This is a genomic window from Domibacillus enclensis (genome assembly GCF_900156125.1).
GTDB lineage: Bacteria > Bacillota > Bacilli > Bacillales > Domibacillaceae > Domibacillus > Domibacillus enclensis.
Genome location: NZ_FTLX01000002.1, coordinates 317,544 through 337,906, shown reverse-complemented (window position 1 = coordinate 337,906; position 20,363 = coordinate 317,544). Strand labels below are relative to the sequence as shown.

At 46.3% G+C, this 20,363-nt stretch carries 13 protein-coding genes, 2 pseudogenes and 1 riboswitch; of the genes and pseudogenes, 3 read left to right on the top strand and 12 right to left on the bottom strand.

What is annotated here, in order from left to right:
- Positions 1–89 precede the first annotated feature (89 nt).
- Positions 90–1,346, top strand: a complete 1,257-nt coding sequence (gene uraA / locus BW952_RS05490) for a uracil permease (RefSeq protein WP_045851159.1) — start codon at positions 90–92, stop codon at positions 1,344–1,346.
- A gap of 62 nt (positions 1,347–1,408) precedes the next feature.
- Here the strand turns inward: uraA and BW952_RS05485 are convergent, their stop codons facing one another.
- Positions 1,409–2,272 carry a CvfB family protein gene (locus tag BW952_RS05485; protein ID WP_045851158.1) on the bottom strand — a complete coding sequence of 288 codons (864 nt, stop codon included), beginning with the start codon at positions 2,270–2,272 and terminating at the stop codon, positions 1,409–1,411.
- A 128-nt stretch (positions 2,273–2,400) separates the two neighbouring features.
- On the opposite strand from BW952_RS05485, the gene BW952_RS19650 reads away from it, so the two are divergent.
- The gene (locus BW952_RS19650) at positions 2,401–2,529 is read left to right on the top strand and encodes a hypothetical protein (RefSeq protein WP_231581404.1); all 129 of its coding nucleotides are present in this window, start codon (positions 2,401–2,403) and stop codon (positions 2,527–2,529) included.
- Positions 2,530–2,565: 36 nt separating this feature from the next.
- Here BW952_RS19650 and BW952_RS05480 read toward each other — a convergent pair whose 3' ends face one another.
- The 7 genes and pseudogenes from BW952_RS05480 to BW952_RS05455 all read right to left on the bottom strand — a co-directional run bounded on the left by BW952_RS05480 (position 2,566) and on the right by BW952_RS05455 (position 14,294).
- Positions 2,566–8,058 carry an S-layer homology domain-containing protein gene (locus BW952_RS05480; RefSeq protein WP_045851157.1) on the bottom strand — a complete coding sequence of 1,831 codons (5,493 nt, stop codon included), beginning with the start codon at positions 8,056–8,058 and terminating at the stop codon, positions 2,566–2,568.
- 129 nt (positions 8,059–8,187) lie between these two features.
- Positions 8,188–8,589, bottom strand: coding sequence for a ribonucleotide-diphosphate reductase subunit beta (locus BW952_RS05475; protein WP_414735810.1), 402 nt, complete (start codon positions 8,587–8,589; stop codon positions 8,188–8,190).
- A 288-nt stretch (positions 8,590–8,877) separates the two neighbouring features.
- A pseudogene (locus BW952_RS05470) lies at positions 8,878–9,363 on the bottom strand (ribonucleotide-diphosphate reductase subunit beta); the annotation flags it as partial.
- A gap of 157 nt (positions 9,364–9,520) precedes the next feature.
- Positions 9,521–10,021, bottom strand: a complete 501-nt coding sequence (locus tag BW952_RS05465) for an NUMOD4 domain-containing protein (RefSeq protein ID WP_052698465.1) — start codon at positions 10,019–10,021, stop codon at positions 9,521–9,523.
- A 100-nt stretch (positions 10,022–10,121) separates the two neighbouring features.
- Positions 10,122–10,286, bottom strand: a pseudogene (locus BW952_RS19225) (ribonucleotide-diphosphate reductase subunit beta); the annotation flags it as partial.
- 147 nt (positions 10,287–10,433) lie between these two features.
- The gene (locus BW952_RS05460; protein WP_082084626.1) at positions 10,434–12,680 is read right to left on the bottom strand and encodes a ribonucleoside-diphosphate reductase subunit alpha; all 2,247 of its coding nucleotides are present in this window, start codon (positions 12,678–12,680) and stop codon (positions 10,434–10,436) included.
- Between the two features lie 120 nt (positions 12,681–12,800).
- A riboswitch (cobalamin riboswitch) is annotated at positions 12,801–12,971 on the bottom strand.
- Between the two features lie 81 nt (positions 12,972–13,052).
- The gene (locus BW952_RS05455) at positions 13,053–14,294 is read right to left on the bottom strand and encodes an S-layer homology domain-containing protein (protein ID WP_045851155.1); all 1,242 of its coding nucleotides are present in this window, start codon (positions 14,292–14,294) and stop codon (positions 13,053–13,055) included.
- A gap of 166 nt (positions 14,295–14,460) precedes the next feature.
- Here BW952_RS05455 and BW952_RS19345 point away from each other — a divergent pair, with 166 nt between their 5' ends.
- Positions 14,461–14,619, top strand: coding sequence for a hypothetical protein (locus BW952_RS19345; protein WP_156149423.1), 159 nt, complete (start codon positions 14,461–14,463; stop codon positions 14,617–14,619).
- 159 nt (positions 14,620–14,778) lie between these two features.
- Here BW952_RS19345 and BW952_RS19340 read toward each other — a convergent pair whose 3' ends face one another.
- The 4 genes from BW952_RS19340 to BW952_RS05440 all read right to left on the bottom strand — a co-directional run bounded on the left by BW952_RS19340 (position 14,779) and on the right by BW952_RS05440 (position 20,211).
- On the bottom strand, positions 14,779–14,946 hold the full coding sequence (locus tag BW952_RS19340; protein WP_156149422.1) for a hypothetical protein: 168 nt from the start codon (positions 14,944–14,946) through the stop codon (positions 14,779–14,781).
- Between the two features lie 44 nt (positions 14,947–14,990).
- On the bottom strand, positions 14,991–16,358 hold the full coding sequence (locus tag BW952_RS05450) for an aspartate kinase (protein WP_045851154.1): 1,368 nt from the start codon (positions 16,356–16,358) through the stop codon (positions 14,991–14,993).
- A 162-nt stretch (positions 16,359–16,520) separates the two neighbouring features.
- Positions 16,521–18,653, bottom strand: coding sequence for a 5'-nucleotidase C-terminal domain-containing protein (locus BW952_RS05445; RefSeq protein WP_045851153.1), 2,133 nt, complete (start codon positions 18,651–18,653; stop codon positions 16,521–16,523).
- 166 nt (positions 18,654–18,819) lie between these two features.
- Positions 18,820–20,211: an O-antigen ligase family protein gene (locus tag BW952_RS05440; protein WP_045851152.1), complete on the bottom strand. Its 1,392-nt coding sequence runs from the start codon at positions 20,209–20,211 to the stop codon at positions 18,820–18,822.
- Positions 20,212–20,363 lie beyond the last annotated feature (152 nt).

Below are 20,363 nucleotides of genomic sequence, written 5' to 3'. Positions count from 1 at the left end.
TCAAAAGGTTCTGTTTTTTTTGTATAGTCAGATCCTCATTTTTGAAGTATAATGACTACAATTTGTGTGTCATTTAGGAGGAATACAGTTTGCGTACTTATCAGGTTGATGAGCGGCCGCCGATTCCGGCATTAATTCCGCTTAGCTTACAGCATTTATTCGCCATGTTCGGTTCGACCGTTTTAGTTCCGGTTTTATTCGGGGTGAACCCGGCTACGATTTTATTAATGAACGGGATCGGAACGCTTTTGTATATTTTTCTTTGTAAGGGGCAGATTCCAGCGTATCTAGGGTCAAGCTTCGCCTTTTTATCCCCTGTTTTTTTAGTTCTGGCAGATGGCAGCTACAATCAGGCGCTTGGCGGCTTTATCGTGGTCGGCCTCATCTTCATTCTTGTCTCAGGCATCATTAAGGTCGCCGGCACCGGCTGGATTGATGTCGTGTTCCCACCGGCTGCGATGGGCGCCATCGTCGCGGTGATTGGACTTGAGCTTGTTCCTGTTGCCGCTCAAATGGCGGGCATTATTTCAGATGGCTCGGAAAACTGGACGCCTGACCGGAATACCATCATCGTTGCGATGCTGACGCTCGGCATTACCATTATCGGAAATGTGATGTTCCGCGGCTTTCTGAAAATCATTCCGATTTTAGTCGGAATTGTAGCGGGTTATGTGATCGCTGCCCTGTTCGGCATGGTGGATTTCACACCGGTGCGTGAAGCGAAAATGTTCGCACTGCCGCAGTTTTATGCGCCTGAGTTCAACTGGACGAGCATTGCCATTATTGCACCGGCTGCTCTTGTCGTGATCGCCGAGCATATCGGCCACCTTGTCGTGACACAAAACATCGTCGACCGTGATTTAATGAAAAAGCCGGGTCTTGGTGTTTCATTATTCGGAAACGGCATTTCCACTGTTATTTCAGGCTTTGTCGGCTCTACGCCAAATACAACGTACGGCGAAAATATCGGCGTGCTGGCCCTGTCAAAGGTATACTCGGTCTGGGTCATCGGCGGCGCTGCTGTCATGGCCATCATTTTATCGTTTTTCGGAAAACTGGCGGCGCTTATTTCTACTATTCCATCGGCTGTCATGGGCGGCATTTCGCTTCTTCTGTTCGGCATCATCGCGGCAAGCGGCCTGCGTATGCTTGTGGAAGCAAAGGTCGACTATTCGAAAACGACTAATATGATTTTAACAACCGTTGTGCTTGTGATCGGATTGTCCGGCGCAACCTTCACATGGGGCTACCTGCAGCTGAAAGGGATGGCGCTGGCAACTGTTATCGCTATTATCTTAAGCTTATTCTTCGCCTTGATTAAAAAGCTGAATTTATCAAATGATTAATGAAATGAAAAAAGCCATTTCCGCTCAATTGTTGAGTGAAAATGGCTTTTCTTTTGTGAGGACTATTCTTTTTTTCCCGCGTATGTCCAGCCGTCTTCCTGGTACGCCTTGCCTTCCTTCATCAGCTTGCCAAGCGCCCGTTTAAACGCGCCTTTGCTGATGCCGAACCGTTTTTCGATTTCTTCCGGCAGGCTTTTATCCCAGTAGGGCATTTTGCCGCCGCGAATCATCAAGTATTCGTAAATGTTTTCTGCGTCATCTTTCTGGCGCTCCGTCCGGCGCCCGAGCAGCGATACATTGACGGAGCCGTCGTCATGCACATCAATAATTCGCCCTGATACGGTTTGGCCGACGCGCGGTTCGTCCTCCCGTTCACTCGGGTGCAAAAATGCCCGGTGCATGTCGTCTGTGATGATCCATGTGCCGGCTTTGCCTGTCCGGTACACGATGCCGGTGAAATCCTTGTTCATATCCGTTTTATTGGCCCGCTTGGCGATCTCCCAGATCGTTTCTTCTGTAGCCGGCTTCGCAAACAAGCGGCCGTTTTTATCCAGCTTTAATGTGCAGTACAGCTTATCGCCTTCAATCGGGCGCACCTCGAATTTATATGGAAGGTCGTCCTCTGATACAAGTGCATCCTTTGAAATGCCGATGTTAACGAAAACACCGAGTTTCATTTCTTCGCCGACCACTTCCACCCAGCCATATTCTCCAAGTGTAATAAGCGGCCGATCCATTGTCGCAGCCATCCGCCCACTGTGATCCTGATATATAAAAACTTCAACCGGCTCGTTTGGTTCAAAGCCGTCCCGGACTTCACTATTATGAAGCAATACCGCTTCTTCTTCCTCATCCTCTAAAAACCAGCCGTATTCCTGTCTGTTTTTTACATTCAGCGTCATTATTGTTCCTGCTTGCAGCGCCATGAACGCACGTCCCTTCAAAAGTTCTCATTGCTTCTCATTATAGCAGTTTTCCCGCACAAATGTTTAATAATCCAAAGCCCCGGGTACACTGACAGTAACATCCGAAACGGAAAGGTGAGAAAAAAATTATGGCACGTTCTTCAGGCGGAGTGAAAAATTTAATCAAAATGGGCATGAAATACGGTCCGGTTTTGTACCCGATCGTCAAAAAATATTTAGATAAACGCAAAGCATCCAAAGTATACCGTCCACGTTAAAACACGCCACGAGCGAAAAGCTCGGGCGTGTTTTTTTCACTTCATTTTGTCCAGCAGACGGTAAAGCACAACGGCCGTCTCCGCCCGTGTTGTCGGTTTTTTCGGATCGAATTTCCCATTGGACCGTCCGTAAATTAACTCTAGCTCAGCCGCTTGTGAAACGGCTTCTTTTGCATAATCGTTAATTCGTTTTGTATCTTTAAACGTTTTTGTTCCCTGTAGCCCATTGAGCAAGTCGGGATTCTGAGCGTTAAGCGCCCGAATCATCATGGCTGCTATTTGTTCGCGTGTAATATCCTCATCCGGATCAAATCGTCCGTTTTCTTTGCCAAACACAATCCCAGCACGGTTCGCTGCTTCTATTTGTCTGGCTGACCATTCCTTGGATGCTGGAACGTCCGCGAATGTTCCTTCGTATTCCTGAAGCGGTATTTGCAAGGCCCGCACGAGCAGAACGGCAAATTCAGCCCGGGTCAGCTTTTGCTCTGGCGCAAACGTTGAGTCGGTTTTTCCGCTCGTAATGAGTTTAGACGCCAGTGATTCAATCTCTTTTTTCGCCCAATGATCGTTCGTATCCACAAATGCCGCATTAGCTGTCAAAACACCAAAAATCGACAAATGCGAAACCGGAATGACCCAATAGCCGTCTTCCTCATATCCGCCAGCATACTCCCAGCGCTTGACTGTTTCGTTGTAGAACGCCCCAGTTGTTTTGTTCTCTTGGATGGTTTTATTTAATTTAAATCGCAATTCTACAGGTGCATCAAGTGCCGTAATTTCCTTTTCTCCGGCTTTAATGGTCACGTCCAGTACATCACTATACACTTGACCCGGTGGCAAGGAAGATTCGTTCGCTTTTAAAACGTTCATCTGAATGGAAACCTGCTCTTGTCCCGTTTTCTGCATTTGCAGCAGCACATCAACAGGGATAAGCGCACTGCTACCGGATGACGTCTGTACTTGAAGAGGCTTCCCTGCTGAAACAGCTGTATCTACAATTCCTTTTGGCAGTACCCATTCGGCGCTTGACTGATCCGCTGTTAAGACCCATGCTTCTTCCCCTTTTTCAAGCATGTCTTCCGTCACATCAATGACTGGCAAATCGCCCGTTGGCGGTGTTACAGGCGGCGGTGTTGGTGTATTGCCCCCGTTCCCGTTCCCATTGCCGCTTCCCTGCGAACCTGTTGTAAAGGACCAGACATCAGACTGCACTTCCCCGCCAAATGAATCCTTCACCTTTACATACCAGCCGTGCTCTGTGGAACGAGAAAGCTTCTTCCAGGCAGCTTCAGCCGTCTCACCCTCTGTTACACTTGCCTGCGAGCCGATTTGATCATCTGTATACACGTCCACTTTAAATGAATCGGTTGCCACGACTTTTTCCTTTGGCGTTAAATCGATATCAATAGCGAATTCATCTTTTCCCGGATAGTCGACCGGGCTGTAGTAATTGTACTGATCCAAGTAAGGAGAGTACGTCTGCAAGTACATTTTGTTTTCAACAGGATTCACCTTCATTAAACGCAGGAAGCCTTGTCCGCCTTCAGGACCGCCTTGATAATCGGCAAGCATTTGATATACTTTCCGGTCAGTGGTGCCATCCCCATTATCATCAATTTCATCAATAAGTGTCTCACTATCGTGGTAATGGCCTGATAAAACGGCTATGACGTTTTCATTAGGCTTGACGACATTTTCAAACACCTGGTCGCCAATTGGACTTCTGTTGCCGGATACAAGCAAGTATTCGTGCAGGCTGATCACTGCTTTTCGGTCAGGATACTCTGCCAGCACCTTGTTCATCCAGGCAATGTCCTCCTCGTTTACACCCCAGCCCATATACAGCATGATAAAGTCGTTGCCGTTTGAACTGATAAGGTCGTAATGGCCGCGATTGTCTTTATAAGATTCACCATAATAGTCCTTGTCAGCAAATCGCGCTTCGCCAAAATGCTTGCTGTATTCTACGTAATCACCCGTTTTGTGGCCGACATCATGATTTCCAGCCAACACTCCATATGGAATGTCCGCATTATCAAGTGTTTTCATAAAGGTATCAGCACGCTCCCATTGAACGGGCTGATCAGCTTCATCAACGAGATCGCCCGTATGAAACACGTACTTCAAATTCATTGCCTCTTTTTGCTCAGCTATCCATTCTGTCATGCGGTCAAAAATGTGCGGGTAGCTTTCTGAATAATACTGTGTATCCGACATCCAGATAAACGAATAATCAAATTCAGGGGTGGATGCCAGTTCATCCTGGACCATCACCTGAACCTTGCCGTCCTTCACATAGTCCAGCCCTTTTACTTCTCCCTGTAGTGTAAAGTTTTGATCATCCTGAGCGACCTTCCATTCTTCCAGTTCCCATTCCGATGTTGAATAATTCCAAACATACATCGATACTTTCCGGCCAATCAAGGACTTTCCTTCCCAATGCAAGGAAATTTCATCCGTTTCATCCACTTTTTCGTCCACTGCCACTTCAAAGCGGTGATACGGGAATTTATCCACCGATTTCGTTTCCACGTACTCTCCATCTGAGTGAGCCATTTTTTCCGTATCGGTAACAGCCGTTTCTCCTGCCGGCACCATTTCTTTCGGCGGCTCCTGCTCGGCGTTATGTTCAAATACACGGACTTCTTCGTCGCCTGGCTTGTACTCATAGCCGCGGTAAAAATCAACATCGAGCGTATCATTGGTCGGATCCGTCACTTTCACCTGCAGCTTTGCGTTGTTCGGGTTCACATTCGTTTCTCCGTCCGCCGGGGATATCGCCTCCGGTGCGTACGGGTGCTCTTCTACCACTGTAAAGGCAACCGATTTTTTCGCTTCGTTTCCTGCGCGGTCAACAGCTGTATACTCTACAGTATGGGCGCCTGGCGATAAATCAGCAGATGACGTATCCAATGGCAGCGTAATGTCTTCCCCATCCAGCGTTGCCGATAATGCTTCAACATCGGATGCATCCTCTACTTCTGCGTGGATCGAAAACTCTCCTTTATACTCTTCCCCTTCTTGAAGGGAAGGGAGGATGACCGGTGCACTGTTGTCTATTTGAACGGTTGCACGCGTCGGATGACTGCCGCCCGATTCAACTACATGATCGCCGTCTTCTTCTTTTTCGGTATCCCATTTAAAGGCTTTTGCTGTAAATGCGGCATCAGGTACGTTAAATGAAAAATCAACGACCGGCTTTGCACTTGCTCCGTCACCAACCGATATTTCCTTGGCCGTGTCATTAAAAGCAGGGTCGTAAATCGTCGTTCCATCTTCAAGCACCAGGCGCACATTCTTCACATAAAAGTCATCCCGGTTTTCTTCGGAAGTTGTATCAAAAGGTGACACCTTTGTTCCTGCACGAATGGACATCGTCGTTTCTTCGCCCATTTTAAATTGAGAAGGATCGACCGGAACGGTAATGGTTTCATACGTGTTAATCGTATCATCAAAAATATGAAGGGTTTCTTCCCCAATCGTTACACCATTTTTAAAATACAAATTTACTTTTTTCGCATCAAACGCAAAATACGCTTGCGAAGGCAGAGACGGAATAGTATCCGCTGTGACGTCTTGACCGTCAATCGACAGTGTAGAATCCGTTCCATACGATTTGATGGTGGCCGTTTTGCTTAACAGTGAACCATCCTCTACATTTAATCCTGTTTTTTCACTTGTGTCATTTTGAATTTGGATCTCTTTTACATCTGTTTCGACCACATTCGAACCGTCTGAGGCCTGCACGTAATAATGCAGCCCTTCCTTGCCCAGCAGGTCGGAAGAATAAACCGTATGGGCGTATAATCCCGTGTCGTAATTTTCGATTAAATCAACCGATGTGTAGTCGTCCGATTCCTTTGTTTTGTAAAATAACCGCATCGTTTTAACCGATTGATCGTCTGTCCCATCAAAAGTCAATGTCACATTTTGACGGGCAGAAACAGGAGCCGTTTCAGTCATATCTGTAATGGTTGGAGGCTGTTCATCCCCGGTCATTTTCTTTCTTACGGATGGCACCTGTACAGCATCTACTGTTCCGGGTGTTGCATTTTCCTTGCCCGCACTGTATTTCAGCATGTCCTTACTTCCAGGCTGACGCGGGAATGAATAGAAAATGCCTTTGTTCGCATTTGTATCATCCACATTCGGCTGGTCGAAATAATACGCAGCTGAAAGATCTACACCGGTGTTGGTCGAAATGGCTACTCCACGAGAGCTTCCGTTCGCCATGCCGTCTGAGTGAACTTTGACGATATTCACATTTTCCTGCAAATCCGTTCCGTAGTTGGCATTGAAATCAGCGACCGTTTTATCTTGATTCCCTGCATTTACAATCCAGTACGTCATCGTTTCACCGGCAGGCAGCGTCAGGTCTTCTTTCTCTGCTTTCCAAATTAAATCGGCTTCCGCTCCTTCAGCAGGATACCGGTACCGAAGCGTATAATCTTTTAAATTCACTTCTTGATCGGTATTGTTGTAGACTTCGATAAATTCGTACCCATCCAGGCCATTGACATTCGTTGAATCTGGCACAAGCTCCGTGACAAGCAAGTCAGGAACAGCCTGCGGGTCGTAATCCAATCCTTCTATAGACAATAGGAACGTTTCTGTTTCGGCTGTATTTTGTCCGTCAAACGCTACAACACGATATGATATTTGATTGGATACAAGCTCGGAGGCGCTAATGACGGCTTCATATGAACCGTCTGATCCTGCCGTCATTTCTTTTTCAAGCCAGTCCCCGCCTTCTATCACTTGATAAAGCACCTTTACCCGTTCAATTTTTGTTTCGTCCGTGACAGATGCACGGACCACCACGTCACTTCCCGCTTCAACGGACTCTGCAGGCGTGTGCGTGATAACGGGCGGCACTGCATCTACTTCAACCGGTCCTTCTGGCTTTTGGCCGTCCAGTAATGTACCCGGAGTGGCCGGTTCAGAAGAGGTTAAAACCTCCATTGTTTTCCCATCTGTGCCTGCTTTATACTGAATGCCATTGTTTAGTTCCACATCGTCCGGTGTGTAAGACGCTGTCGTTAAAAGATTGCCTGCTGTATCCGCCACTGACATGCTTCGTTCTGCCGTATTCGCCATACCATCGGACTCTATGTATGTAAACTGGGTTTCTCCTAATGCAAGATTGAATGCTGTATTAAAATCATCTCTTGTCATAGAAGCATTGGCCGCATTTTTCACCCAGACGACCATCGTTTCCCCTGGAGCAATTTCTTTGTCTTCTTTAAATGTCCAGTCGGCGGTCTTCCCATCTGGATATCCGTATACAAGCTTGTAATCTTTTAAGCTAAAAGGCTGGCTGCTATTGTTATACAGCTCAATAAATTCAAATCCATCTGACTTGTCGACATTGTCGCTGTTCGGCAAAAGTTCTGTAATCATAATAGGCGGTGCTGTAACCGCTTGCGCTGAAGTCGCGTCTTCCGCTAAAGCAAGAGGCGCCGGGACAATCAATGAAGATACCGATAAGCTGCTCGCTAACACAAGGGAATAAAAAGGCTTTCGTTGCATGTACAGTGATTCCTCCTCAAAATGAACATCTTGTGCCAGTTTAACGAAGGAATGTAGGGAAAATATGAATATGATGTAAAAATGATGTAAAGAAAAAAGACTGAGCTTGTTCACCCAGTCCTTCGTCCTTTACAATTCATCAAACCCATTATCCTGCACATTCACCTTTACATACTGGCGCGACCGCTGCTCAAAAAAGTCCGTTTTGCCGAGGTCAACATCTTCATACGCTTTAATCCACTTCAACGGATTTTTTCGGTAATCCGGATACGGCTTCTCGTAGCCAAGCTGCTGACAGCGAACATTCGTGTAAAAATAAATATACGCCTCTAAATCCTCCACATCGAGACCATCGATTTTATCACCGATAATGTCACGTGCCCATTCGACTTCAAGCTCTGCGGCTTCCATAAAAATGGCCTGCACCTTTTGAGCACGATCCGGTGTGTTAAACTCGGGATATTCGTTTAACAGTTCCTGGTATATTTTCACAAATAAATCGACGTGAAGCTGTTCGTCCTTACTGTTCAGCTAAGTTCGCTAAACTCAGCCCGCGTGAAGCAGCTCACACTTTCATATGAGAACAGACTATATCACCATGGTTGCCCATGCCCTCCGCTTCCACTCGCTTGAGTGTACTCTACTCGCTTCCGCCATCTGGCGTGCTTTCGATAGTCGTTGACCCTTCTACCTCTCGCCATGAGGTAGCTTGGGTGCTGATTGCCCATTGTTCTATCCTTTTGATTGTTACACTTCGGTACGCAAGGCTTTAGGGGTTCCCAGCAATTCAAAGGGTTTTAAAACCGCTCACTTCATTCAACGGTTTATATAATTTATCATTGTGCTAGAAGCGACCATTTTTTGATGGCGCGCCAGGTGATAGAAAAAGGCAAAACCTGAATAAAAGAATAAGCCTTCTAAAATAACATCATACACGATCGAATCCAGCATATTTTCGACAGTCGGCTGCTCAGCAAACGACTTGTAGCCTTTTAACACAAACTCGTTCCGCTTCTCAAGCACCGGCTCACTCCGCCAGTAATCAAACACCCGGTCCTGCTCATCCTTTGAGACAAGACTCGACAACACATATGAGTAGCTGTGATTATGAATGACCTCCTGCTGCGCCAGGATGATCATCAGCGCCTGCAGACTGGAGTCGGTTAAATAATCGGCGACTTTTCCTGCGTAGTCGGTTTGAATGCTGTCGAGAAGAGCCAGCAAACCGATTGTTTTTAAAAAAGCTTCTTTCTCATTTTCTGATAAGCTCGGAAACTGCTTTACATCATTGCTCATACTAATTTCAACCATATGTTCAACAGGAGTCGTTACTTCCTGCCCGCCGATTAGATCGACTGCTCATAGTTTCCTATGAGAGCAGACTATATCATCACTCTTTACAGAGGCTCTCCGCTTCCACTCACTTGAGTGTACTCCTTCTCAGGATAGTCGTTGGACGTTCTTAATCACTTTCAAGGAGATAACGCCTCACCTGTTTCTTAACAAGGCGTGTAGCATAACCATACGAAATGTTATATTTCTCAGCAACTTGTTTTGGGGTGAGATCAGAAGACCAGATTTTCAATACCGATTCATCACTTAGTGTTAGATTGGAATTTTTCTCCCCTACATGACTGTGTAACCCCGACTTAAAAGCGTGCTTCATATTTTGGGAGGGCGTAATCCATTCGAGATTTAGGAATGAATTATTACTTTTAACCCCATCTATGTGATTTATTTCTGTTTTTTCATGGGGTTTGTCATTAAGGATAAAATTTTCTGCAACTAAACGATGTATCTTGAAATCTTTATATTTTCCATCAACATTAATGCTAATGCGGCAATATCCCTTATTGTCTGGGCGATTACTTAAAATACGTCCACTTTTATTATTTCTTACTCTCCCTAAGTTGCTTACTACATAATTCGGATTATATTTCAGAACTTTCCACTGTTCTTCCATAGCACCCAATCTCCTTTGATTAAGCTTCGCTCAGGATTGTCCTCGCCTGTACGTTAGGAGTTCCCCTGAATTCAAAGAGTTTATACTCCGCTCAAAACAGGAACGGAGTCCAGAAGTTCCCTAGCATCCGCTTGTATTTAGGATACGCCCAGTCAAATTTCACGTCATCCCAGTTCAGTACATTTGAGGATCGGCCGTTTACGATCGCGGTTGAACGGTTCGGCGCTTCCTTGTCCATCAATACTCTTTTCTTTATTTCTGTCAATTTAGTCAGCCTTCCATTGCGGAAGGCTGCTCACCTCGCTTTGTGTGAATTTGGATTTCGTTCATTCTATCACGATAATACGAAGGTGCGTTCTATTTATAGAATAGCACATCTTCCTTCAAAACGAAAGCATGTTCGTGTCTTTTTTTAGCTGGAGCACGATTCGCATTCGAGCAGCTCGACGGATGTGGAACGTACATAATACGTCGTTTTCAATCCTTGATTCCAGGCCGCTATATGCAAATCAAGCAGTTCTTTTGCCTTTATCGTATTTTGGACGTACAGATTCAGTGAAACGCCCTGGTCAATGTGGCGCTGGCGTGCGGCGTTTTGCTTTAATGTCCATTGCTGGTCGATAAAGTATGCTGATTTGTAGTACCACGTTGTGTCAGCATTTAAGTCTGGAACGGTGACTGGAATTTTGTAATCCTTCTTTTCTTCGGAATAGCTTTTTTGGAAAATCGGATCGATGCTTGCGGTACTGCCGGCAATAATGGATGTGGAAGAATTCGGTGCCACCGCCATTAAGTAGCCGTTTCGCATGCCATTCTTTTGCACGTTTTCCCGCAGTTCATCCCACTTCGCGCCCTCGTAGCCGCGCTTGTTAAAATAAGCGCCGGAATCCCAGTCCGATCCGTCGAACAGTGGATATTCCCCTTTTTCTTTGGCGAGCTCCATGGAGGCCTGAATCGTCAAATAAGCAATTTTTTCATAAAGCGCATCTGCGTATTCCACCGCTTCATCGGCTTCCCAGCGGATGTTTTTCAGTGCCAGCAGATGATGCCAGCCGAATGTGCCAAGCCCGATGCCACGGTACCGGCTGTTCGTCCGTTCCGCTTGAGGAACCGGAATCATATTCAAGTCAATCACGTTATCGAGCATGCGCACCTGGATGCGGATCAGACGGTCCAAAACGTCTGCCGGCACCGCTTTGCCGAGATTAATCGAGGACAGGTTGCACACAACAAAGTCGCCCGGTTTTTTGCGCGTCACGATCACGTCGTCTTCCATCTGGATTGATTCAAATTTTGTCGGACTCATATTTTGGAAAATTTCGGTACACAAGTTACTAGAATAAATCATTCCTTCATGCTTGTTCGGATTACTCCGATTCACTTCATCCCGGTAAAACATAAACGGCACACCGGTTTCCAGCTGGGAGCGCATAATTCGCTTCATAATATCGATCGCCTGAACCGTTTCACGTGACAACTGCTCATTTGCGACACACTGCTCGTACTTTCTGCGGAATGTTCCACTGCCGCGGCGTTCATCATAGTAGTCCTCGAGCGAAAAGCCCATCACCGTACGTACCTCATGCGGATCAAATAAATGCCACTCGCCGCGCGCCTCCACCTGCTCCATGAAAAGGTCCGGCAGGCAAACGCCCGTAAAGATGTCATGTGCGCGAAGGCGCTCGTCGCCATTATTCAACTTTAAATCCAGGAAGGAAAACACGTCTTTGTGCCAAACATCCAAGTACACGGCAACAGCTCCCTGACGCTGGCCAAGCTGGTCTACACTGACCGCTGTATTGTTCAGCTGCTTGATCCACGGCATGACACCGCTTGATGCCCCTTTGAATCCGCGAATAGACGAGCCACGGCTGCGCACTTTCCCCATATATACGCCGATTCCGCCGCCGTATTTCGACAATGTCGCCACGTCAGTATTGCTGTCGTAAATGCCCTGCAGGCTGTCGTCTACCGTGTCGATAAAGCAGCTCGACAGCTGTCCATATGGTTTTCCGGCATTCGACAGCGTCGGTGTTGCAACTGTCATATACAATTGGCTCATCGCCCAGTAGGATTCCGCAATTTTCGCCAGCCGGTTTTCCTTTTCATTCTTCATGAGTGTCATCGCAATCACGAGCCAGCGCTCCTGCGGCAGCTCCACCGCTGTTTTGTCAAAATCCCGGACCACATAGCGGTCGATCAGCATTTTCAGCCCAATGTATGTAAATAATTGATCCCGTTCCGGTTCAATCAGCCGGCCGATTTCGTTTAGTTCATCTTCCGTATACGCGTCGATCAACGCACGGTCATACAGTCCTTTTTCTGTCTCGCGCTGAATATGAAAGGCAAACTGGCTGTAGACACGATCCGCTGTCAGGCCTCTTTTTTCGGCAATACTTTGATAGGTTTGTGCTAAATACATTCTCGCCGCCACAAATGTCCAATAAGGCTCTTCTTCATCCATAAAGCTGAGCGCTTCAAGCGTCATCGCTTTTGACCAGTCGGCAAAGCCCGCTTCTGGATGCTTCACTGTCCAGCGTTCACTCGTTTTTAAAAGCGGTCCGATTTTCTCTTCGCCAAATTCTGCAGTTAACGTATGCAGCAGCAGGGTCGTTTCTGAAATAGTCGTGATTGTCATCCATTGTTCCTCCTTTTTGATGCAAGCAAACGAAAAAGAGCGACAACTCTCGCCTCTTCGGCTGAGTCATCGCTCTAAAATGGGTAAAATGAGGAAATGGCAGAATTCGCCGCTTCCACCTCTCAACCCCCGAAGAAAGTGTCGCTTACAGAAAAACAGGCAGGTCTCCTGGCTCGTGCGTCATCCTCCTGCCGCCTTCCCGTTTTCACAGTGGCCTGGCATTCGTCTGCACTTACAGTTGCGGGGACAGCTCCGGAATTAAACCGGATTCCCTTTTACACCATTACTGGTACCTGTTTTTCATCGCATACTATATATTGTGTTTGAGTACGTTGTAAATACTAGCATATTGTATTTCAGATGTACAGAGAAAAAAGATGCTCTTTTCCCTAATTATGGTGTTTGGCTCCATACATTGTACACTGTCATCGCAAATTGCTCGCGTGTCATATTGTTTTCTGGAAGAAAGCGTGAATTCGAACCGCCGTTCATGATTCCATTTGAGACAACCGCTTCAATTTCATCCTTTGCCCAATGCGTCGCCGGTACATCGGAGAATGGCACCGCATTCGATGCTTCCAGCTTCAGGGACTGTGTTAAAACACGTGCCATTTGCGCCCGTGTTAACAGCTTGTCCGGATTAAACTTCGGCGCTTTGGCAAAAACACCCGCCTCTGTTAAAGCCGCAATCGCATCATACGCCTTCATGTTAGTGGATACATCTGAAAATCCAGGCTGAGCCGTTGTTTTTCCATACCCAAGCGCCCGCGCTAAAATAATCGCTGTTTCTGCACGAGTAATGTTGCTTTTCGGCGTAAATGTGCCATCCGGATTGCCATTTAAAATACCGGCTTCTGCCAGTTTCATAATCGCCAGGCGGGCTTGTGAACCGGTTGTGCCAATATCAGAGAATGGATCTTGGTCTACCACTGGAACGACACCTTTCCAAACAGCAAAAAATTGATCAGCTATGAGCTGATATCCAGCTACATTTGGGTGAATATCGTTTGGATTTGGTAAATAGCTTGAATTGAATTTTGCTGCAACATCAACGAATGACACACTTTGTCTGGCAGCTGTAGATTTTAATTGGTCATTAAATAAAGAAAATGCCGTTTTCAACTTATCTTTTTGAGTTCCTTCTTCCATGGATGGGAAAGGAAAATAGTAACCTGTTACATAAATATCTACTGATGGGTTCAGCAGCTTCAGTTGTTTGATGCCCTCCGTTATATTCCGATCGATTTTCGCCAAGACCTCCAGCACCTGCATCGATTCAGTACTTCCGGTAAGCGCCAGCTGAATCAAATCATTTGCTCCGGTTGAAATGGTGACTAACTCGGCTTCTTTCACTGTAGCTTGTACTTTTGATTGTGTAAGTCTAGCAAGAAATTGTGTGCTTGTTTCACCGGATAAAGCAAATTCTTTCGAAAAGGAAGAAAGGTAGTTTTCCGTCTCCAGTTGATCCGCAATTAAATCCGTATAACTTGTTCCCACCTTTACCCCATAAGGTGTTTGACCAGACGCAATAGAGTCGCCAAAAGCTACATAATCAACTTTTTGATCAGCCGCATTTGCCGGTGTTACACTGACAAATAAAACGGCTGCCAGCAGCAAAGAAATCCTTCTTTTCATTGTTTTTCCTCCCTAAACTTTTTGTTCATTTTACCACGGGAAAGCCCCGGCCGGATGAACTTCTTAGAAAAAAATGGAGAAATGTGTTATAATGAAAACGTTGTTTTAAAAGACTCTCAGTGGGTATACTAATGTAAATGAACATTTTAGAACGGAGATGACGAAAATGAATTTAAAGAAGCTAATTAAGTACGGTGCCATTATCGCTCCAATCGTTTACCCGAAAGTGAAAAACCGTGTAGGAACAAACAACCTTCGCAAATCATACAGCGACTCTCATAGAACGCGTATGTCAGGCAAAAGCATTTTAGACAAGCTTAAATAAAACAGTAAAAGATCCTCTTCGCGGGATCTTTTTTTTGCGTTCACGGATGACCGGATTTTCTTTCAAATGGACTGGAATATTCAGCTTTTGGACTGAATCCCCACTCGCATTGACCGGATTACCTTTAATCCGGTCATTGACTAAATGAATCCGGTCTATTCATTCACTATTCCGGTCATAAAAACCCATTCCTCCATATTTGTAGTGGTGGTGGATGGACTGGAAAACTTGCCGTTTGGGCTGAATCCGGACTGCTGATGACCGGATTACCCCTAATCCGGTCATCGGCCACACGAATCCGGTCCATCCACCAGCGAATCCGGTCAAAAAAAGCCCCCTTCATTTATTTATGGAGGGGGCTTAGCTCATTTTTATTGAAGAACAGCGCTTTTGCTGAAAAATTCTTTGTACAGCTCACGCAAAACGCTGTCGGTATCCTCGGCTTTGATGCCGAATACAAGGCTGACTTCCGATGAGCCCTGGTTAATCATTTCGATATTGGCTCCGACGCGCGAGATCGCGGCTGTTGCCCGCGCTGAAAGACCCAGTGTGTTGTGCATACCTTCGCCGACCAGCACGATCATCGCAAATCCGTGCTCAACGCTTGCTTTGTCCACGTGAAGCTCGTCACGGAAACGGGCCAAAATCCGTTCTTCCTTTTCCGGCGTCAGCTGGTGGCTGCGCACGATAACGGAAAGATCATCGATGCCGGATGGCGTATGCTCGTAGGACACTTCTTCTTCTTCTAAAATTTGCAGAAGACGGCGGCCAAAGCCGATTTCGCGGTTCATCAAATATTTGCTTACATACAGTGTAGAGAAACCAGCATCCGCTGCAATCCCGATCACCGGACTTTTCGTGTACTCCCGTTCAGCCACAATCATCGTTCCTGGCGCTGATGGATTATTCGTATTTTTAATGCAAACCGGAACAGAATGCTGGAAAGCAGGCATGAGCGCTTCATCGTGGAAAACCGAAAAGCCGGCATAAGACAATTCGCGCATTTCCCGGTACGTCATTCGTTTAATTTCAGCTGGATTATCAACGACATTCGGGTTTGCCGCAAAAACCGAGTCGACATCGGTAAAGTTTTCGTACAGCTCTGCTTTTAACGCGGCTGCTAAAATCGACCCGGTAATGTCCGAGCCGCCGCGGGCAAAGGTCATCATGACGCCTTCCTGCGTGTAGCCGAAGAAGCCAGGAAACACGACAATCTTGCCATTTTCACGAAGCTTCGCCAGATTTTCATATGCTTCCGGAAGCGCACGGGCACGGCCTGGTTCGTCACTGACAACTAAGCCCGCTTCTTTCGGGTTCACATATTCAGCATCAAGGCCGATGCTTGAAAAATAAGCTGCGATCAATTTCGCATTGTTGTCCTCACCGCTTGCTTTCAGCTGATCCATAAACAGGGGAGGGTTATCGCGGTTTTCCTGAATTCGTCCGCGCAGATCCTCTTCAATGACCCGTACGATTGTATCATCCAGGTCCAGTCCCTTGGCAATGTCTGCATAACGGTCCACGACCGCTTTTAATTCCGCTTCCGCATTTTGATCCTGCAGCGATGCATGAGCAAGCGCAATTAACAAGTCCGTTACTTTTATATCATCACCAAAGCGTTTGCCCGGTGCCGAGACGACTACCGCTTTTCGCTTCGGCTCATCCTTTACTATTGATGCCACTTTTTTAATTTGTTCAGCGCTGGCAACGGATGTGCCGCCAAATTTACATACGATCATTTCTGCCACTCCTTGCTTGTCTGCATTCTGAGATGAAAATGCGTTTATCCAAAAAATTATACCACCGTTTACTTGAAAAAAGAAGAAATTATCAGAATTTCGTCACAAAAACAAAAAAGAACCCGTCCGCATGAAAGCGTCCGGGCTCTACGTTCTTCCATTTTATTGTGCAGCTGAATCTGTAATGCGGCCTTCTACTGCGGCATCGACTTCTGGATTAGCAGCCAAATACTCGGTGAACGTTTCCCAGTCAACGAAACCAGGCTCACTCACACGGCCGTCATCGTATGCCACTTTGAACATTGCATAGTTGTCTCCGCCTTTTGCCGTAAAGGTATTGGTCGCAACGGCGTACGTTTTCGCTTCATCAAGCGCTGTGAATGTGCCGCCTTCGTTTACTTCAACGGATGTCACACGGGAACCTGCTTCCTTCGACGAATCGTACGTGAATTTCAAGCCGGCTACTTGCAGGAACGCACCGTTTTGTTCAGGTGCCAGGCTCACACTGTGCTCCAGTGCCGCTTTGATTTCCGCACCGGTTAAATCCATAATCGCCAGGGCATTGCCGAACGGCATGACCGTCAGCACTTCTTCCATTGTAATATCGCCTGCGTCAATGGAAGCGCGGATGCCGCCGCCGTTTTGAAGGGCGATCACCGTATCTGAATCAATCGTTTTTGCTTTTGCCAGCATCGCGTCTGTGATCAGGTTGCCAAGGTCGGTTTCCTTTGTCCGGACACTTGCCCGTTCACCGTCAAGAGCAGCTGTTGCAGAGCCGACAACCTGCGCTTTCACTTCATCGATAGCCGGCGTATATTTTGTCGCCAACATATTTTTCACTTCTTCGTTTTCTTCAAACACGTAAGTCTCATCTTCATTTTTCGCGTCAACCTCGATCAATTCACCGGCATACTCTGTCACCATGCCGTCTTCATCAAAGATGACGTCCAGCGTGCCGACAAATTTATTGTACTCGTTTGCTTGAACGATCACGGTAGGCTCTGCACCTGTTTCATCGATATAAGGCTCGTCCAATTTATCATGGGAGTGGCCGCCGACAATGACATCAATGCCGTCTACTTCTTTCGCAAGCGTCACATCATTGTCTCCGCCGCCGTCCTGGAAGCCAATATGCGTCAGTGCAACGATTTTGTTGACACCCGCTTCTTCAAAAGAAGAAACCGCTTTTTCAGCTTCTTCAATATAGTCTTCAAATACAACGTCATCGCCAGGAGAAGAAATGGTCTTCGTTTCCGCTGTTGTTAAGCCGAAAATCCCGACTTTTTCGCCGTCCACTTCTTTAATAATGCCGTTATACACTTCACCGTCCATCGGCTCATCTGTCACCGTTTCGTTCATAAGAGAAGAAAGATTTGCGTCGGTTTCTGCGTTCACATTCGCTGATACAAATGGGAATTTCGCTTTTTTCACAAATTCTGCAAGCGGCTCTGTGCCAAGGTCGAATTCGTGGTTGCCAAATGTCATCGCATCATAGCCGAGCAGATTCATAAACTCCAGATCCGCCTGGCCTTTAAATTCATTAAAGTAAAGCGTGCCTGAAAAAACGTCCCCGGCATCCACCAGCAAAGAAGACGGATTTTCTTCACGAAGCGCTTCAACGACAGTTGCTTTTCGCGCCACGTTTTCAATATGTGCGTGTGTATCGTTTGTATGAATTAATGAAAGAAGGAAGTCCTCTGGAAGCTGTGCGCCGCGGTATAAGAACAGTGCCCACTCGCCACGAAGCAGCTGATCCGCCGCACCGAATTTTGTGGCCGTTTTGCCGAGCGACAGACCGGATTCTACAAGTGCATTCACGTATGGACCAAATCGTTCATTCACGTCTGTAAACGGTGTTTCGGTCGCTGTCTCATCTACCTCAAGACCGTAAGCAGTCGCCAGCCAGTAAGAAGCTTCTCCGCGTGTGATCGGTTCAAACGCGCCGAATTTACCCGGTGCCTTCCCGTTTGTCACGCCCCACTCCGCCAGTGCATTCACTGCCCATTGCCCACGCTCCGGAACGTCAGTAAAACCTGCATCTTCATATGTATCTTCTTCTGTGAAACCGAGTGCCTTTGCCAATTGAATCGCCGCATCAACGCGTGTGATGGACATAGACGTCCCAAACGTGCCTTCAGAAAAACCAGCTGTAATCTCATTCTCTGTTAAAAATTGAACCGCTTCTTCATACTTTGCCGGTACATCTGTGAAACCCGTTGCAGCGGATGCCCCTGCAGCAGAGACCGTGACAGACGCGACAGCTGCTGCTGCAATAAACTTGTTCTTGTTATTCAATTGACATTCCTCCTCGTAAAATATGAACACTTATTCAAAGCATAGTAGAATTTTAATATAAAAACAAGAATATTACAAAAACTTTAAAAAATTATTACACTATATTAATACCTCTTCATATTTAGCACGATAAAAAAGCCGCTCCCGAATATGGAAGCGGCTTTTCTTATTCTTTTATAATACCTTCACGAACCATGAGCAGCGCCATTACAGCTGCCACATAAATCGAAACGGCTGGAGCGGTCAAAACGTGGCCGGCCGTTGCACTGATCCCCAGACCGAGGATAAAAGCAACACCATACATCACGTTCACCGGTGTAAAGGTTTCTTTTAAATGACGAACGAAGTGAATCAAAAAGCGAACTACGTAATAAAGCGGCAAAGATATCATCGTGAAAAAGCCAACGATGCCGAGCGAGAAAAAGAGATCGGCAAAATCCATCTCAATCATTCTCGGTGTTTTGCCGGGCTCCGGCTCTTCATAGTTGCCGGCAAAGCCCATTCCGAACAGCTTTTGCGTCATTGGTGCTTCCGCAAACTGATCCTTCATTTCCTGCAAATACTTTTCACGGCTGCTGAAGACAAGGTTTTGAAGCTGTTCGTTTGTAATATCGTTTTCCTCTTCTTCTTCCTCGTCCTCGATCTCTTCACCGGTATCTGGATCGATTTCTTTTTCCTTTTCACCGAAGCTCAGCTCGATGTTTAAAAGACTTAAATGAGCAAACATATTATGAAAAACAGGCGTGATCGGTGTCGTGACGGCGAGAACCGCAATGAGCACAAGGGAGATCAGCATGTTTGAACGGATTTTCTCTGTCCGCTCTTTTGTGAAAAACAAAATGAGCATCGTGAAAAAGGCTGACAGCAACACGACTAAAATCCCGCCGTAGCCCACTTTTGTGCCAAGAAACTGCATGGAAATCGCTAAAAGGACAAACGGAATCCAATAGCGCCATTGTTTAACGCGTTCTGTCCGCTCAATGGCATAGAGAGCCGTGATCGGCAAAATGATCGCCATGATCGCACCGATTTCATTTCCGGCATAAAACCAGCCTGTAAAGCCAATTTTCGTGTGAGAATAATTGGAAAGGCTCGTTCCTGTGACAAAGGAAACGATGAAAACCGCACTGATAATAAGCGAGGCATACAGGAAATAAGCAGTGGTTTTGTCTTTAAAGGGCATGTGTTCACGCTTGAAATAAAGATACAGCATACTGAAGCCGACGAACATAATCGGGAAATACACGACTTTATTAAAAAATTTCAATTCGCTCGCAATATAGTAAGGATCTTTAATATTGAAGTTCAGCGCGATATTGATCATGATGACAGCAGCAAGGGCGATTAAATAAAGTACATATTTCCTTGCCAGGCTGCTTTGCCGCGCTTTCCATAGCAGCATCAGCACAAGCGCCGCCATAAATAGGACGCGAACAATGACGCCAACCGTTAAACTAATATTGAGCAAAAGCAGTGATGCAGACGTTAATACGTCGATAACCGGCTGCCAGATGATGAAAGCCAGAGCAAGCAGCCAAAATGTCTTTTCGTTCTTCATGGTGAAAAGTCCTCTTTCCTTCCAAATTCATAGATTTTTATCGTACCATATCTTTTTTTAAAATGTTTGCGCTAACGTAAAAATACATCTTTTCTATTATATCCGAAAATACTTGAGAATCCAGTGGAATTAGAACTGTTCACAAAACTGAA

What these genes read in the sequence shown, in the direction of transcription:
- BW952_RS05485 (WP_045851158.1), bottom strand. Translation starts at nt 2,272, where the DNA reads ATGGCGCTGCAAGCAGGAACAATAATGACGCTGAATGTAAAAAACAGA.
- BW952_RS19650 (WP_231581404.1), top strand. Translation starts at nt 2,401, where the DNA reads ATGGCACGTTCTTCAGGCGGAGTGAAAAATTTAATCAAAATGGGCATG.
- BW952_RS05480 (WP_045851157.1), bottom strand. Translation starts at nt 8,058, where the DNA reads ATGCAACGAAAGCCTTTTTATTCCCTTGTGTTAGCGAGCAGCTTATCG.
- BW952_RS05465 (WP_052698465.1), bottom strand. Translation starts at nt 10,021, where the DNA reads ATGGAAGAACAGTGGAAAGTTCTGAAATATAATCCGAATTATGTAGTA.
- BW952_RS05455 (WP_045851155.1), bottom strand. Translation starts at nt 14,294, where the DNA reads ATGAAAAGAAGGATTTCTTTGCTGCTGGCAGCCGTTTTATTTGTCAGT.
- BW952_RS19345 (WP_156149423.1), top strand. Translation starts at nt 14,461, where the DNA reads ATGAATTTAAAGAAGCTAATTAAGTACGGTGCCATTATCGCTCCAATC.
- BW952_RS05450 (WP_045851154.1), bottom strand. Translation starts at nt 16,358, where the DNA reads ATGATCGTATGTAAATTTGGCGGCACATCCGTTGCCAGCGCTGAACAA.
- BW952_RS05440 (WP_045851152.1), bottom strand. Translation starts at nt 20,211, where the DNA reads ATGAAGAACGAAAAGACATTTTGGCTGCTTGCTCTGGCTTTCATCATC.